At 71.7% G+C, this 13,501-nt stretch carries 13 protein-coding genes and 1 riboswitch; of the genes, 4 read left to right on the top strand and 9 right to left on the bottom strand.

Going from position 1 to position 13,501, the window contains the following annotated elements; all coding sequences use genetic code 11:
* Nucleotides 1-37 precede the first annotated feature (37 nt).
* The 3 genes from ACXJKA_RS11520 to ACXJKA_RS11530 form a co-directional block, all read right to left on the bottom strand.
* The gene (locus tag ACXJKA_RS11520) at nt 38-613 is read right to left on the bottom strand and encodes an HNH endonuclease (RefSeq protein ID WP_456825338.1); all 576 of its coding nucleotides are present in this window, start codon (nt 611-613) and stop codon (nt 38-40) included.
* Nucleotides 614-794: 181 nt separating this feature from the next.
* Entirely contained in the window at nt 795-1,586 is a 792-nt protein-coding gene (locus ACXJKA_RS11525) for an NlpC/P60 family protein (RefSeq protein WP_456825339.1), read from the bottom strand.
* Nucleotides 1,587-1,588: 2 nt separating this feature from the next.
* Nucleotides 1,589-1,783: riboswitch (cyclic di-AMP (ydaO/yuaA leader) on the bottom strand.
* A gap of 263 nt (nt 1,784-2,046) precedes the next feature.
* Nucleotides 2,047-2,751, bottom strand: coding sequence for a metal-dependent transcriptional regulator (locus ACXJKA_RS11530; RefSeq protein WP_456825340.1), 705 nt, complete (start codon nt 2,749-2,751; stop codon nt 2,047-2,049).
* A 136-nt stretch (nt 2,752-2,887) separates the two neighbouring features.
* On the opposite strand from ACXJKA_RS11530, the gene serC reads away from it, so the two are divergent.
* Entirely contained in the window at nt 2,888-4,021 is a 1,134-nt protein-coding gene (serC, locus tag ACXJKA_RS11535; protein ID WP_456825341.1) for a phosphoserine transaminase, read from the top strand.
* Nucleotides 4,022-4,081: 60 nt separating this feature from the next.
* Here the strand turns inward: serC and ACXJKA_RS11540 are convergent, their stop codons facing one another.
* The 4 genes from ACXJKA_RS11540 to ACXJKA_RS11555 form a co-directional block, all read right to left on the bottom strand.
* The gene (locus tag ACXJKA_RS11540; RefSeq protein WP_456825342.1) at nt 4,082-4,870 is read right to left on the bottom strand and encodes an LPXTG cell wall anchor domain-containing protein; all 789 of its coding nucleotides are present in this window, start codon (nt 4,868-4,870) and stop codon (nt 4,082-4,084) included.
* Between the two features lie 104 nt (nt 4,871-4,974).
* Nucleotides 4,975-6,786, bottom strand: coding sequence for a DUF4012 domain-containing protein (locus ACXJKA_RS11545; protein WP_456825343.1), 1,812 nt, complete (start codon nt 6,784-6,786; stop codon nt 4,975-4,977).
* 78 nt (nt 6,787-6,864) lie between these two features.
* On the bottom strand, nt 6,865-8,196 hold the full coding sequence (locus ACXJKA_RS11550; RefSeq protein ID WP_456825344.1) for an MFS transporter: 1,332 nt from the start codon (nt 8,194-8,196) through the stop codon (nt 6,865-6,867).
* A complete protein-coding gene (locus tag ACXJKA_RS11555) occupies nt 8,193-8,615 on the bottom strand; it encodes a MarR family winged helix-turn-helix transcriptional regulator (protein WP_456825345.1) in 423 nt (140 codons plus the stop codon). The genes ACXJKA_RS11550 and ACXJKA_RS11555 overlap by 4 nt, the downstream gene beginning before the upstream one ends.
* Before the next feature lie 79 nt (nt 8,616-8,694).
* Here ACXJKA_RS11555 and ACXJKA_RS11560 point away from each other — a divergent pair, with 79 nt between their 5' ends.
* A complete protein-coding gene (locus tag ACXJKA_RS11560; RefSeq protein WP_456825346.1) occupies nt 8,695-9,132 on the top strand; it encodes a VanZ family protein in 438 nt (145 codons plus the stop codon).
* Nucleotides 9,129-9,569, top strand: coding sequence for a VanZ family protein (locus ACXJKA_RS11565; protein ID WP_456825347.1), 441 nt, complete (start codon nt 9,129-9,131; stop codon nt 9,567-9,569). Before ACXJKA_RS11560 ends, ACXJKA_RS11565 begins: the two co-directional genes overlap by 4 nt.
* 74 nt (nt 9,570-9,643) lie before the next feature.
* Here ACXJKA_RS11565 and ACXJKA_RS11570 read toward each other — a convergent pair whose 3' ends face one another.
* Entirely contained in the window at nt 9,644-10,969 is a 1,326-nt protein-coding gene (locus ACXJKA_RS11570; RefSeq protein ID WP_456825348.1) for a UDP-glucose dehydrogenase family protein, read from the bottom strand.
* Between the two features lie 181 nt (nt 10,970-11,150).
* On the opposite strand from ACXJKA_RS11570, the gene ACXJKA_RS11575 reads away from it, so the two are divergent.
* Entirely contained in the window at nt 11,151-11,777 is a 627-nt protein-coding gene (locus tag ACXJKA_RS11575; protein WP_456825349.1) for an arsenate reductase/protein-tyrosine-phosphatase family protein, read from the top strand.
* Nucleotides 11,778-11,894: 117 nt separating this feature from the next.
* On the opposite strand, the gene ACXJKA_RS11580 is transcribed toward ACXJKA_RS11575, so the two are convergent.
* The gene (locus ACXJKA_RS11580) at nt 11,895-13,163 is read right to left on the bottom strand and encodes a hypothetical protein (RefSeq protein ID WP_456825350.1); all 1,269 of its coding nucleotides are present in this window, start codon (nt 13,161-13,163) and stop codon (nt 11,895-11,897) included.
* Nucleotides 13,164-13,501: the final 338 nt, after the last annotated feature.

Consider the following 13,501-nt stretch of genomic DNA (forward strand, 5'->3'; position numbering starts at 1 on the left):
TGGCGCAACTTTGACGAAAGGCGACGATGACGGGCGCTCAGGCCACCACGTACTGCGACCAGAGCGGCTCGGACCGGACGGACGTGGTGCCGAACGCGACCGACCAGCGCGGTGCCCGCGGCACGAACGGGAGCTCCCAGCCGATCTCGTGCAGCAGCCGGTCGGCCTTGCGGTGGTTGCACCGGACGCAGGCGGCCACGACGTTGGTCCACTCGTGCCGGCCGCCGCGGGAGCGCGGGTGCACGTGGTCGACGGTGTCGGCCCCGCCACCGCAGTACGCGCACCGGTGGTTGTCCCGCTGCAGCACCGTGCGGCGCGTGGGCGGCACGGGGCGACGTACGGGGACGTGGACGTAGCGCGTCAGGCACAGGACGACGGGCAGCGGGACGGTCACGCGCTCCGAGTGCAGGAGGCGACCGTCGGTCTCCAGGACGGTCGCCTTGCCGGTCATCACGAGCACGACGGCACGCCGCAGGCTCACGATGCACAGGGGTTCCATGCTGGCGTTGAGCAGCAGGGTGCGTGCTCCGGACGCGATCAGCCCTGGCGAGCCGACCTCGGGTGCCGCCCCGCCGATGGCCTCGGTGGACAGCTTGGTGGCATTCATGAGCACGGCGTTCTCCCGACCTCGGGGGTCGGACCGGCTGGCTGCCGGCCCGGCGAAGCGAAGCAACAGCGTGATGCAGGGCCAGAGTACGCGACGGCCCGTTCGGGACGGGGCAACGGGCCGGTGAACGAGGCGAGGCCCCGACGACATCGCTGTCGTCGGGGCCTCGTCTGATGAACTGTGAGCGTCAGCCGATCCGGATGAAGACCGGTGAGCTCTGCCAGATGGCGCGGAACTGGATCGTCTTGCCCGGGCGGGGCGAGTCGATCTGGTCGTTGCCGCCGGCGTAGATCGAGATGTGCCCGGGGCTCCAGATGAGGTCACCCGGCTGAGCGTCCGCACGGGAGATGACCGTGCCGGCCGCCTTGATGCCGCTGGACGTCCGCGGGAGCGAGATGCCGAGCTGCGCGTAGACGTAGGACACGAAGCCCGAGCAGTCGAAGCCGGCCGGGGTGGACCCGCCCGAGACGTACGGCGTGCCGACGTAGCGGGCAGCCACCTCGAGGACGGCGTTGCCCGCGACCGACTGCGGCACGGCAGCGTTGGTGGTGGGGGCAGCAGCCGCGGTGGTCGTCGCGGCGGCGGCACGCGTGGTGCTGCGCGACGCGGCGACCTTGACCTTGGCCTTGACGGGCGGCGGGGGCGGCGGCGGCGGGGTCTCGGCCGTGACAGCCGGGATGTCGAACGTCAACGCGGCATCGGCCGGGGCCGTGACCACGGGGGCGGTGTTCAGCACGGCGCGCGCCGAGGCGGTCAGCGCAGCGGTGTCGACCGCGGGCAGAGCGCCGGCCTCACCCGTGGGTGCGGCGCTGGCCGGGGAGCCGAGCATCGAGACGACGAGTCCCGACGATGCGGCGACGACAGCAGTACGGCGTCCGACGGTTCCCATCTGACCCGTCGCTGCAGCTGCAAGCTCGGTCAGTGGCGTCGAAGGACGGCGCGCCGCGCGATGGCGGGCGCTAGTGGTGCTCACGGTCACGCGTTGCCTCTCCTGATGCCTACGAGGTCAGCTGTCGGGTTCGGGTGGGAGAACACCCGGCCGTGTCCCCGATCGAATTCGGATCTCCGGCTTCACCCCAAGGACACCGAACTTCCGGTGCCCGCAATTGGGTCCCCCGCCCCTGCCGGCGGATAGTGCGAACCTCGTGGCGGCGGCAGGGTTAGGCGTTCCGCTCGAGGGCTTCTCAGGAGGAGGGTTCCGGGGAAGCAGGTCGAACGTACAGGACTCCCCCGGCAATTGTCACGTTCCGATCACGGAGACCATCGTTCTTGTTGGACGGTCGTCCTGCGGGGGCGGCGACGCCGCCGAGGTGACCTGCAAAGACGCCGATCAGAGGCGTGGGAGCGTGCGCACACACCACGCGGACGGTATCGACCGAAGATCACGGCCGATACCCAGGAATCGCTCACAGGGGGCTCCCAGAGCCCTCACAGACGGCTCAGCGGGTGCCGACGAAGATGTGACGCGCCACGTCGTCGGGCAGGTCCAGCACCGTCTCGGAGCCCGGCGCGGACACCGTGACGACCCCGTCAGCCCGCTCGATCACGATCTCCTGGTGCGGCAGCACCCCGGCCTCGGCCAGCCGCGACAGCAGCTCGACGTCCACCTGCAGGGGCTCCGCGATGCGGGCCACGACCGCCCGCTCGACGCCGTCGGCCCCCGCGGCTCCGCGGTAGGTCACCAGGGAGGTGACACCGTCGAGGAAGCCCTCGTGCGTCGTCTCCTCACCGATCTCCCCGAGGCCGGGGATCGGGTTGCCGTAGGGGTCGAAGTGCGGGTGGTCGAGGAGTGACGCCAGGCGCTTCTCGACGCGCTCGCTCATCACGTGCTCCCAGCGGCAGGCCTCCTCGTGGACGTACGGCCACTCCAGGCCGATCACATCGGTGAGCAGGCGCTCCGCCAGGCGGTGCTTGCGCATGACGCGCACCGCCTTGTCGTGGCCCAGCTCGGTCAGCTCGAGGTGGCGGTCGCCGGTGACGACGACGAGGCCGTCCCGCTCCATGCGGGCGACCGTCTGCGAGACCGTGGGTCCCGAGTGTCCGAGCCGCTCGGCGATGCGGGCGCGCAGGGGGGTGATGCCTTCCTCGGTGAGCTCGTAGACCGTCTTGAGGTACATCTCCGTCGTGTCGATCAGGTCGCTCACTGCATGGCCTCCCGCGTCGCGTCATCGTGCGCAGGCGCCTGCCCGGTCAATCACGTGGGGGCGGGCGGCTGCGCTGGTGCACAGATTAGTTGGTCGAGCCGACAGCCGGGGGCCGCGACCGCCTATCCTCGGCCACGTGCCTGACGCCCACGAGATCACCATCCCCGCGCACCTGCTGCCGTCGGACGGCCGCTTCGGTTCCGGCCCGTCCAAGATCCGCCGGGCCCAGGTAGACGCGTTGGCCGGCCCAGCGGCGGCCCTGCTCGGCACGTCGCACCGCCAGGCACCCGTCCGCGCGCTGGTCGGCCGGGTCCGCGCCGGGCTCGCCGCGCTGCTCGACCTGCCGGACGGCTACGAGGTGGTACTGGGCAACGGCGGCTCGACGCTGTTCTGGGACGTGGCGACGCTCTGCCTGATCGAGGACCGCGCCGCGTTCGGCACCTTCGGCGAGTTCGGGGCCAAGTTCGCGGCGGCAGCGACCCGCGCCCCGTTCGTCGGCGAGCCCGTGGTCACCGCGGTGGCGCCCGGCGGAGTGGCTGTCCCCGCCCTCGCCAACGGCGTCGACACCTACGCGTGGCCGCACAACGAGACGTCGACCGGCGTCGTCGCGCCCGTGCGCCGGGTGGCCGGCTCGCGCGAGCAAGGCGCGCTCGTGCTGGTGGACGGCACGTCCGGCGCCGGCGGGCTGGCCGTCGACGTGGCACAGACCGACGTCTACTACTTCGCGCCGCAGAAGTCGTTCGCCTCGGACGGCGGCCTGTGGCTCGCGGCGGCCTCCCCTGCCGCGATCGAGCGGGCCGGGCAGCTCGAGTCGAGCGGGCGCTGGGTGCCCGAGTCGCTGTCGTTCACCACGGCCATCACCAACTCGCGCCTCGACCAGACGCTGAACACGCCCGCCATCGCGACGCTCGTGCTGCTGGCGGAGCAGCTCGACTGGATCCTCGGCAACGGCGGGCTGGCCTGGGCAGCGCAGCGCACCGCCACCTCGGCCGCGCATCTCTACGGCTGGGCGGAGTCGCGCGACTGGGCCACGCCCTTCGTCACCGACCCGGGCCTGCGCTCCAACGTCGTCGGCACCATCGACCTCGACCCCGAGATCGAGGCCCCCACGGTTGCTCGCGTGCTGCGGGCGCACGGCGTGGTCGACGTCGAGCCCTACCGCAAGCTGGGCCGCAACCAGCTCCGCGTCGCGATGTACCCCGCCGTGGAGCCCGACGACGTCCTCGCGCTCACGGCGTGCATCGACCACGTGGTGGAGCAGCTGTCCTGACAGACGCGTGCCCGCCTCCCGCGGTCAGCGCGGGAGGCGGGCATCGTCCACCTGAGCGGGTCAGGCGGTCGGGCGGCGACGCCGGGCGATCGAGACCAGCGCGACGGTCAGTGCGCCGATGAGGACCAGCGACCCGCCGATCAGCAGGAGCGGCTGCACCTCGGAACCGGTGGCCGAGAGCACGGCGGCCGAGGGGTCGGCCGGCGCCACCGCCGCCGCCGCGGGCTGCACGGGGTTGTCGGCCAGCACCTGGGTGTTCGGCGGGCTGGTGAGGCAGGTCGGGCTCGACGGCGGGTAGGCAACGGTCACCGTGGCCTCAGCGGTCGCCGTGGCCCCAGCGGTCGCCGTGCCCTGAGCGGTCGCCGTGGCCTCGGGGCCGACTGCGAACTTCACCTTGACGCTCGGGCGGACCCAGTTGAACTCGTCGCCCTCGACCCACGTGCCGTTCGGCAGCTGGCGCCAGCCGGGCCAGTCGACGCCCTTGCCGCCGGGACCTGGCACGGCACCGGGCCAGAGCACCTTCCCGCTGAGCGGCTGGTTGGCGTAGACGACGTTGGGGCCGTTCGGGTTGAGCCAGGTGATCGTCGCGGTCGTGTTCGGAGAACCGTTCGCCGCGATGTTGTACGAGAGGTACGGCACGTCGTTGTCGCAGACCGGCGACAGCGTGTGGACGGCGAGCTGGCACACCTGGGGGGCGCCGTAGGAGTCGACGGGGTTGAGGCACCCGTACGAGGAGATCGTGGGGCCCTGCGACGGGTCACCCTCGGCCGCCGAAGACGGCAACGCGCCGATGGCGGCGACGAGGACTGCGAGGAGCGCGACGACCGCGCCCCGTACGAGCCTGACCATGAGTTCGCCCCTGTCGGCTAATCGGACATTTCGGTCCCATTGTGCTGCCTGGCGGCGCGTTCGAGCATGGGCATAACGGGTGATTTAGTGCCGAAACGGACTGGTCAGCGCGCCGGGCACGCCACGGCGACCTGCCCCGGGCTCGTCAAGGTGGGCGTGGTCCACACCGACACCTGGCCGTCGCGGACCGGAACGTCGAACCGATAGGTCTCGTGCGCGCCGGGCGCGAGCCACGAGGTGACCACCTGGACAGACCGGCCGGCGGCCTCACCCGTCCCGCCGGAGACGTAGCCGTCGCCCAGCCGCAGCGCGTCGAGGGTGGCCCCGACCGGGGAGTAGACGGTGATGTTCGTCGCCAGCCAACCCACGGGCAGCTCCGTGCCGCTCCAGCCGGTGACGTACTTCGGGAAGGTCGCGACGTCGGCGGGCGGCGCGTAGCTGAGGTCGAGCCGGACCGTCGCGGTCGGGTCCGGACCCGCACAGCGCAAGTCCTCGACGGTGACCGCCGTGCTCAGGTAGTAGCCGAGCTTGCCCGCGGTCCCGTCGTTGAGGAACACGCCGGTCGCGTCCGGGAAGGGACCGGTGAGGAAGGCGGCACCGACGCTCGTCGACGCCAGCTTCTTCTGCTCCTCGGGGTGGGCGGACCACATCCGGAGCCGACCCTCGGCCCCCGCCCGCGCGAGCGCGTCGACGACCGCCCGCGGCTCGCCCTGCCCCGCGCCGACCGCGCGGAAGATCGTCGACGCGACGCCCGTGTAGAAGGCGTCGCCGGCCACGGCGTCGTCTCCGAACCTGAGGTAGGAGTCGCGCAGCAGGACCTGCAGGACGTTCGACGCGTCGATCTGCAGGCCGCTCGGCTCCGTCACGGCACCGGTGGCGCCGAGCAGGTAGGAGACCGCGACGGGGTCGGTGGCGACGACGCCGTCGACGTGCTGACCCATGTCCCGCTCCCACCGTGCGGTGAGCAGCTCGGCGCTGCGCGGAAAGTCGGGCGTCATCACGGCGTCCTGCACCCACCGGCCGAGGCGGTCGGTGTCGAACCGCAGCTCGGTGTCGCTGAGCGGGAGGATCGATGTCGCGATGCCGGGCAGGTCCGCCGTCGTGCGCTGCTCGGTGAGGTCGATCGTGCCGTCGTCGGCGTGCAGCACGGCGAAGGCGCCGACGATGCCGCCCGCGCTTCGCAGCTCGGAGGAGTTGAGCGACACCAGCAGGTAGGTCCGCGGACCGTCCGCCCCCAGCATCGCCGGCAGCAGGGTGGCCACCTGCGACCCCGCGTCGAGCGCACCACTCACCCGGTCCATGCCCTCCTGCACCTGGGTCACCGGCCCCGCCAGCTGCGGGAGCAGCGCCTCGGTGTCGATCGCGCCGACGGCCGCCTGTGCCTCGCGCGCGCTCACGGCGGCTGCCTGGATGTCGGGTGCCGCGGCAACCAGCGGCGCGAGGTCGATCCGGCCGTCGGTGCCCGGCGCCTCCTGCGCGAGCAGCACGTCGTCGATGCGCCCGATGGCCGGCACCGACTCGCTCACCACGTCCTCGAGCGACGTGGACACGATGCGGACAGCCGCCAGCTGCGGCCCGACCCGGGGCAGGTACTCGGCCAGCCGCCACACGGGGTCGCCCGTCGCGCTGCGCGCCTGGGCGAGGTCGGCCTGGACCTCGGGGAGCCGCGCCTGGATCTGCTGGGTGTCGCCGCCCCCGACGTCACCCTCGAGATCGAGCACGACGTCCTTGGCCGCGAGCAGCCCGGTGCCCGCCTGGTAGACCCGGAACGCCAGCCAGCCGCCCGCGAGCACCAGCAGCAGGATCACCGCCAGCACGACGCGCAAGATTGTCCTGCGCGGTGCCGCCTTCGGCGAGGGCTCGTCCGACGGCGGGCTCGCCTCAGGCGCGCGCGGCTCGTCGATCGTGGCACTCACGGACCGATCGTGACATCTCGGACATCCCGGGCGACACGCCTGCGGCGCTCTTCACCCGGGCTTCCACCCGGTCGGCCGTCAGGCCGCGGTCTGGCGGTCCGCCGCCTCCTGCGCGCCCAGCCGCGCGGCCGCCTGGACGCGCCGCTCGGCCAGCGTCGGGTAGACGACCTCGAGGTGGGGCCGGCTGCGCACGTGGTAGCGGACCGTGACGTCCCACTTCTTCCAGACCCACAGCGCGGCACCGGTCGCGACGAGCAGGGCGGAGATCGAGCCGACGCCGATGGCCCAGCGGGCGCCGTACGTCTGGCCGATCCAGCCGACGATGGGCGACCCGATGGGCGTCGCCCCCAGGAACACCATCATGTAGAGCGCCATCACGCGGCCGCGGACGGCGGGGTCCGTGCTCATCTGGATGGTCGCGTTGGCCGCGGTCATCATGGTCAGCGACGCCAGCCCGACCGGGATGCACGCGATCGCGAACGACAGGTACGTCGGCATCAGCGCCATGACACCCGTCGCGATGCCGAACCCGAACGCCGCACCGATGACCAGGCGCACGCGGGGTCGCTCGCGCCGGGCGGCCAGCAGAGCACCGGTCAGCGACCCGATGGCGAGGACAGACCCGAGGATGCCGTACTCCCCCGCGCCGCGGCCGAACTCGGTGCGCGCCATCAGGGCGCTGGTCAGCTGGAAGTTGAGGCCGAACGTGGAGACGACGCCGACGACCACCATGATCACGAGGATGTCGCTGCGCCCGCGGACGTAGGCGATGCCCTCGCGCAGCTGGCCCTTGGCGCGCGGAGCCGTCGGCATCGGTCTCAGCTCGGAGGTGCGCATGCGGGTCAGCGAGAAGATCGTCGCGCCGAACGTCACCGCGTTGATGATGAACACCCACCCGGTACCCACGGCGGCGATCAGCAGCCCCGCGACGCCCGGGCCGATCAGGCGGGCGGCGTTGAAGCTCGCGCTGTTGAGGCCGACGGCGTTGGAGAGCTTGCTGGCGGGCACCAGCTCCGCGACGAAGGTCTGGCGCACCGGTCCGTCGATCGCGGTGACGCAGCCCAGGGTCAGCGCGAACAGATAGACCTGCCAGAGCTGCGCGTGCCCGGACAGGACGAGGACGCCGAGCCCGCCGGCGAGCACGCCCTGACCCACCTGCGTGGCCATGAGCAGCTTGCGGCGGTCCACCCGGTCGGCCAGCAGCCCCGCGTACGGGGAGAGGAAGAGCACCGGCGCGAACTGCAGTGCCGTGGTGATGCCCACGGCCACGCCCGAGAGATCCGTGAGCTCGGTCAGCACCAGCCAGTCCTGGGCGACGCGCTGCATCCAGGTGCCCACGTTCGCCACCAGCGCTCCGGCGAACCACAGCCGGTAGTTCCGGAACTTCAGCGAGGAGAACGTGGGACTCATGAAGCGGCGATCCTCCGCAGGAGCTCGGCGGCGTCGACGAGCAGCGCGCGCTCGTCGGAGGTGAGGGTGCCCAGGCGCCCGGCGAGCCAGGCGTCGCGGCGGCGGCGGGTCTCGTCGACCTCCGCGACGCCTGCCTCCGTGAGGCTGACGACGACCAGCCGGCCATCGGTCGGGTGCTCCGCCTTGGCGACGAGTCCCTGCTCGACCAGCGAGTTCACCGTGCGGGTCATTGACGGGGGCTGGATTCGCTCGCGCTCGGCCAGCTGGCCGGGTGTCAGCGGGCCCTCCTTGGTGAGCCACGCGAGGACCGTGAACTGCGGGTCGGTCAGCCCGGCCTCGCCCCGCTCCGCCCGGATCCGGCGGGACGCCCGGCCGATGGCGATGCGGAGCTCGCCTGCGAGGTCACGGGGAGAGGGCATGATCGTTAGCCTAACTCATTACCTTACGTAATGAAACTTCGCCTAGGTCCGCGACGCCGGCCCCCGTACCCTGTCCGGCATGAGCATCCGGCAGCGGCAGGTGGCGATCGCGCTCCTGGTGCTCGCCGGGGTCGGCGCCGCCGTCCTCGTGCTCAACCCGTGGCACCTGCAGGACGCCCTCGACGGTCCGATCCACCGAGGCCTCGCGCGCCTGCACTCGATCGGGCTGCCGTCGATCCTCAACGTGCACGCCGCGGAGTTCGCCGCGAACATCGCGCTCTTCGTCCCCCTCGGCCTGCTGGGGGCGCTCCTGGCGCCCCGCCGACGGTGGTGGGTGGTGCTCGTGGCGCTGGTCGCCCTGTCGATCGGCATCGAGACCGTGCAGGCGATCGGGCTCCCCGACCGGCGCTCGTCGGCACGCGACGTGCTGGGCAACTCGCTCGGGGCGGCCATCGGGGTCGGCCTGTCGCTGGTGCTCCGCAAGCAGCCGGACGCCGTCCGCGAGACCGAGCGATGACGGCCGGGCGGGCGCGAAGGATCACCATCGCGCTCTTCGCCGTCTACCTGGTCGGCCTCGCGCGCCTGACACTGTGGCCGCAGCTCGGACCTGACGACGGCTTCGACCTGGTGCGCACGGTGCTCGCCTGGCTCGGTTCCCATGGCATCGCGCTCACCTACTCGGCGACCGAGTTCACGGCGAACATCGTGCTCTTCGTGCCCTTTGGCGTCCTGGTCGGGCTGCTGACCCGCCTGAGGCCGTGGACCGTCGTCGGGCTCGGGCTGGCCACGTCGGCGGTTATCGAGCTCGCGCAGCTGATGTTCCTCCCCGACCGAGTGGCCGACGTGCGCGACCTCGTCGCGAACACGCTGGGCACGGCGGTGGGCGTCGGCGTCCTGCTCGTCGCTCGGCGCCGGTCGCGGACGGATGAGCTGGAGCCAGTCGCCGCCGGCTGACGACGGTCAGCGGATCACCTCAGGAGGAGTGCTCTCCGTCGCCGAGCAGGTAGCCGACGGCTCACGGGCCACCGTCAAGGACGGCCCAGTGCGCGATAGGTCCAGCCCGCCGCACGCCACACCGCCGGCTCGAGCACATTGCGACCGTCAAGGATCCGCTTGTGCGAGACGACCTTCGCCAGGTCGTCGGGGTCGATCTCGCGGTACTCGGCCCACTCGGTGGACAGGAGCACGACATCGGCGTCCTTCGCCGCCTCGAGCGCGGTCGCCGCGAAGTGCAGGTCCGGCCACTTGGCCTCGGCGTTGGGAACCGCCTGCGGGTCGGTGACCGTCACGTGCGCGCCCTGCAGCTGCATCTGCGCCGCCACCGACAGCGCCGGCGAGTCGCGGACGTCGTCGGAGTCCGGCTTGAAGGCCGCCCCGAGCACCGCCACCCGCTTGCCGACGATGGACCCGTCGCAGACCTCGCGCGCCAGGTCGACCATGCGCACGCGCCGCCGCATGTTGATCGAGTCCACCTCGCGCAGGAACGACAGCGCGTCGCTGACCCCGAGCTCGCCGGCGCGCGCCATGAACGCCCGGATGTCCTTCGGCAGGCAACCGCCGCCGAATCCGAGCCCGGCATTGAGGAACCGACGACCGATCCGTGCGTCGTAACCGATCGCATCCGCGAGGCGCGTGACGTCCGCGCCCGTGGCCTCGCACAGCTCGGCCATGGCGTTGATGAAGGAGATCTTCGTCGCGAGGAACGAGTTGGCCGCCACCTTGACCAGCTGGGCGGTCGCGTAGTCGGTGACCACGAGCGGCGTGTGCTCGGACAGCGGGGTCACGTAGACCTCGTCCAGGATCGCCTTTGCCGTCGCGCCCTCCGCCGTCGGCTCCCCGTCGTCGTCCGTGGGCAGCCCGTAGACGAGGCGGTCGGGGTGCAGCGTGTCCTTGACCGCGAAGCCCTCGCGCAGGAACTCGGGGTTCCAGACGAGGATCGCGCCCGTCCCGTCGAGCGACTCCGCGATCGCTTCCGCCGTGCCCACCGGGACGGTCGACTTGCCCGCGATCACGTCGCCTGGGCGCAAGTACGGCTTGAGCGCAGCCGTCGCCGCGTTGACGTACGTCAGGTCCGCCCGGAACTCGCCGTGCACCTGAGGAGTGCCCACGCAGATGAAATGTACGTCGCTGCCGGCCGCGTCAGCCATGTCCGTGCTGAAGCTCAGGCGGCCCGTCGCACCTGCCTCGGTCAGCAGCTCCGGCAGGCCGGGCTCATAGAACGGCGCGCGACCATCGCGCAACGCCTCGACCTTCCTCGCATCGACGTCGATACCGATGACGTCGTGGCCCAAGGACGCCATCGCCGCGGCGTGCACCGCCCCGAGGTAGCCGCAGCCGATGACGCTGACCCGCATGGCGTTCTCTCCTGACGTCCGCTGCACCGACCCCGATCGGCGTCGGTAGATCTCCCTCGGTCGCACGCCTCGGACGGACCACCGCGGTCGGATCGTACCGGCGCGTCCCGTTCGCGGGTGGGTGAGATATGTGCGCCGATCGGGTCATGCGATGCCTCGATGGACGGTCGACAGCCCCAGGATGGTGCCCGTGAACCCCACCGACCTGGCCGAGCCGATGCGCGTCCTCGTCGTCTGCACCGGCAACATCTGTCGGTCGCCGGCCGTCGAGCGGCTGCTCGCTGCCGGACTGGGTGCGGCGTCCCGGGGGCGCTACGGTGGCGGCGGTCTGGCGCCGGCCATCGAGGTCGCATCCGCCGGCACGGCCGCAACGGTGGGCTGGTCGATGACCGACGACATGGCCGTCCTTGTCGCTACTCAAGGCGTGGACCCGAGCGGTTTCGAGGCCAGGCAGCTGACGCCCGCCATGGTGCAGCAGGCCGACCTGGTCCTGGCACTGACCCGGCGGCACCGCTCGGCGATCGTCGAGCTGGTGCCCGCCGCCGTGCGGCGCACGTTCACGCTGCGCGAGCTCGCGCGGGTCGTTGCGGACATCGACCCCGCCGGGCTGCCCGGCGCCAACGCGACCACGGCGGACCGCCTGCGCGCCCTGGTTCCGCTGGCCGCGTCGCGCCGCTGGCTCACGGCGCACAAGCCGGTGGACGACGACGTCGTCGACCCGTATGGCGGCGGGGACGCGCTGTACCAGCAGTCGTTCGGGCAGCTGCTGCCCGCCGTCGAGACCATCGTGACGACCGTCCGTCGCTGAGCGGGCACGACGAAGGCCGGGGACCCTCAGGCCCCGGCCTTCGTCGTCCGCGCTCCGCGCGCGAGGTTGGCGCCCACGACCGTCGACGTTCTCGTGTCGACGGTCGTCGCGACGCCCCTATCTCTCGATCTTCCCCCGCGCCGGCTCAGCGTGCCTGCGGCTCGTTGCCACGCCGAGCGCACCGAGTGCCATCAGGGCCAGCGCGATCCACGCGTACGGTCCCGTCGATGCGCCGGTCGCCGCGAGCTCCGGCGAACCTGTCGCGGGGAGCGGGGCGCTCGTGGATGCGCCGGGCGGCGTGGGTGTGGGTGTGGGTGTGACCGGCGCCGGGAAGACCACCGCCTGCGTGGCAAGAACGACGCCCTGCGCGCTGACGGTGATCGTCGTGGATCCGAACAAGACCGACAGAGGCACGGTCACGGATTCGCCTGGGGCGACCTCGACCGGCGTGGTGGTGACGGTGCCGTCGGGCGCAGTCGTGACGACGTCGAAGACCACCGGGGCCGCGGCCAGCGGCGAGGCGTTCAGCGTCACTGTTGCCGTCCCCCCGGTCGCGGTGGCCGCTCCTGGGGTGATGGTCGCGGTCGAGCTGCTCGCCGCCGGGATCTCGAAGTCCGTGTTGAGCACCTCCGTGCCGCCTTGGGAGATGGACACAGCGTCGACGAAGCCGAGCGAGCCGGCTGCTGCGCCGCTGCCGATGCCGAGCTGCACCTGGCCCCACGCGCCCAAGGGGTAGCGGGCGGCGAAGTCCGCCAACGTGCATGGGGCGGCCTGCACGCAGAAGCCGCCGTCGGTCGCGTTCGACTGGAACACCGTCGACGCCGGGCTGAGCGTCCAGGTTTGCCACTGCCCTGCGATGTGCGGTCCGTTGGGTGCCGCACCAGCGAAGAATCCGCCAACGAAGGTCAGTGTCGTGAACCCGGTGGGAGCCCCGCCCCCCGCTGCCGGGAAGACGTGATATCCGACGATGCGAAGCGTCGGCAGATTGCCGTCCGCGCTGTCGAACGTGTACGTGGAGTACTCGCCGGTGAGCCCGGCCCATGGTGCAGGCACCACGGTTCCCGGGCTGGGCACCGTGAAGATCAGCGAGCGATCGGACGTCGTGTCGACGGTCATCTCCAGGCTGCCCCGGCCCGAGGGCGGGGTCGCCGGACCCTCGACGAACCGCTCGCGTCCGCCGGCGGTCTGATCAGGATGAACCGCCCATCCGTTGCCTAGCGCTGCTTGGGCCGGGGGTACCAGCTGCTCGACCACCACAGCTTGTGCGACCCCCACGCCGACGAGGAGTAATCCTGCGCTCACGGCGACGACTGCTGTCGCCCGCCCGGTCAGTTTGCCCACGGCTGCACCCCTTTGTCGCGATGAATGGCTGCCCGTGGCATTCAAGCCTAATCGACACCCGTTGACTAGACCGCATGTTCGTCGCGGCCGCTGGCCAGCTCCTCGAAGACGGCGCTGACCTGGGGCTCTGCCGTTCGGCACCGATTGATGTTTCCTACGCTGGGCGCCCGACCGAGAGCCGTCCCTCCCGTGGGCTCGATCGGCCGCGGCTCACGGGATTCGCGGTTGGATGTGCGACCGCGGCCGATCGTCCCGCCCGTTCCAGCTCGACGAAGAACCGCTGCTTCAACTCCCCAGAAACGACCACGGTCGCTACAACTCCTCAGAACGAGGTGTTGCAGCGACCGTGTGAACCCGCCACCGGGCCGCGGCCTTCGTCGTCC

The sequence above is a fragment of the Cellulomonas sp. P5_E12 genome (assembly GCF_054049315.1).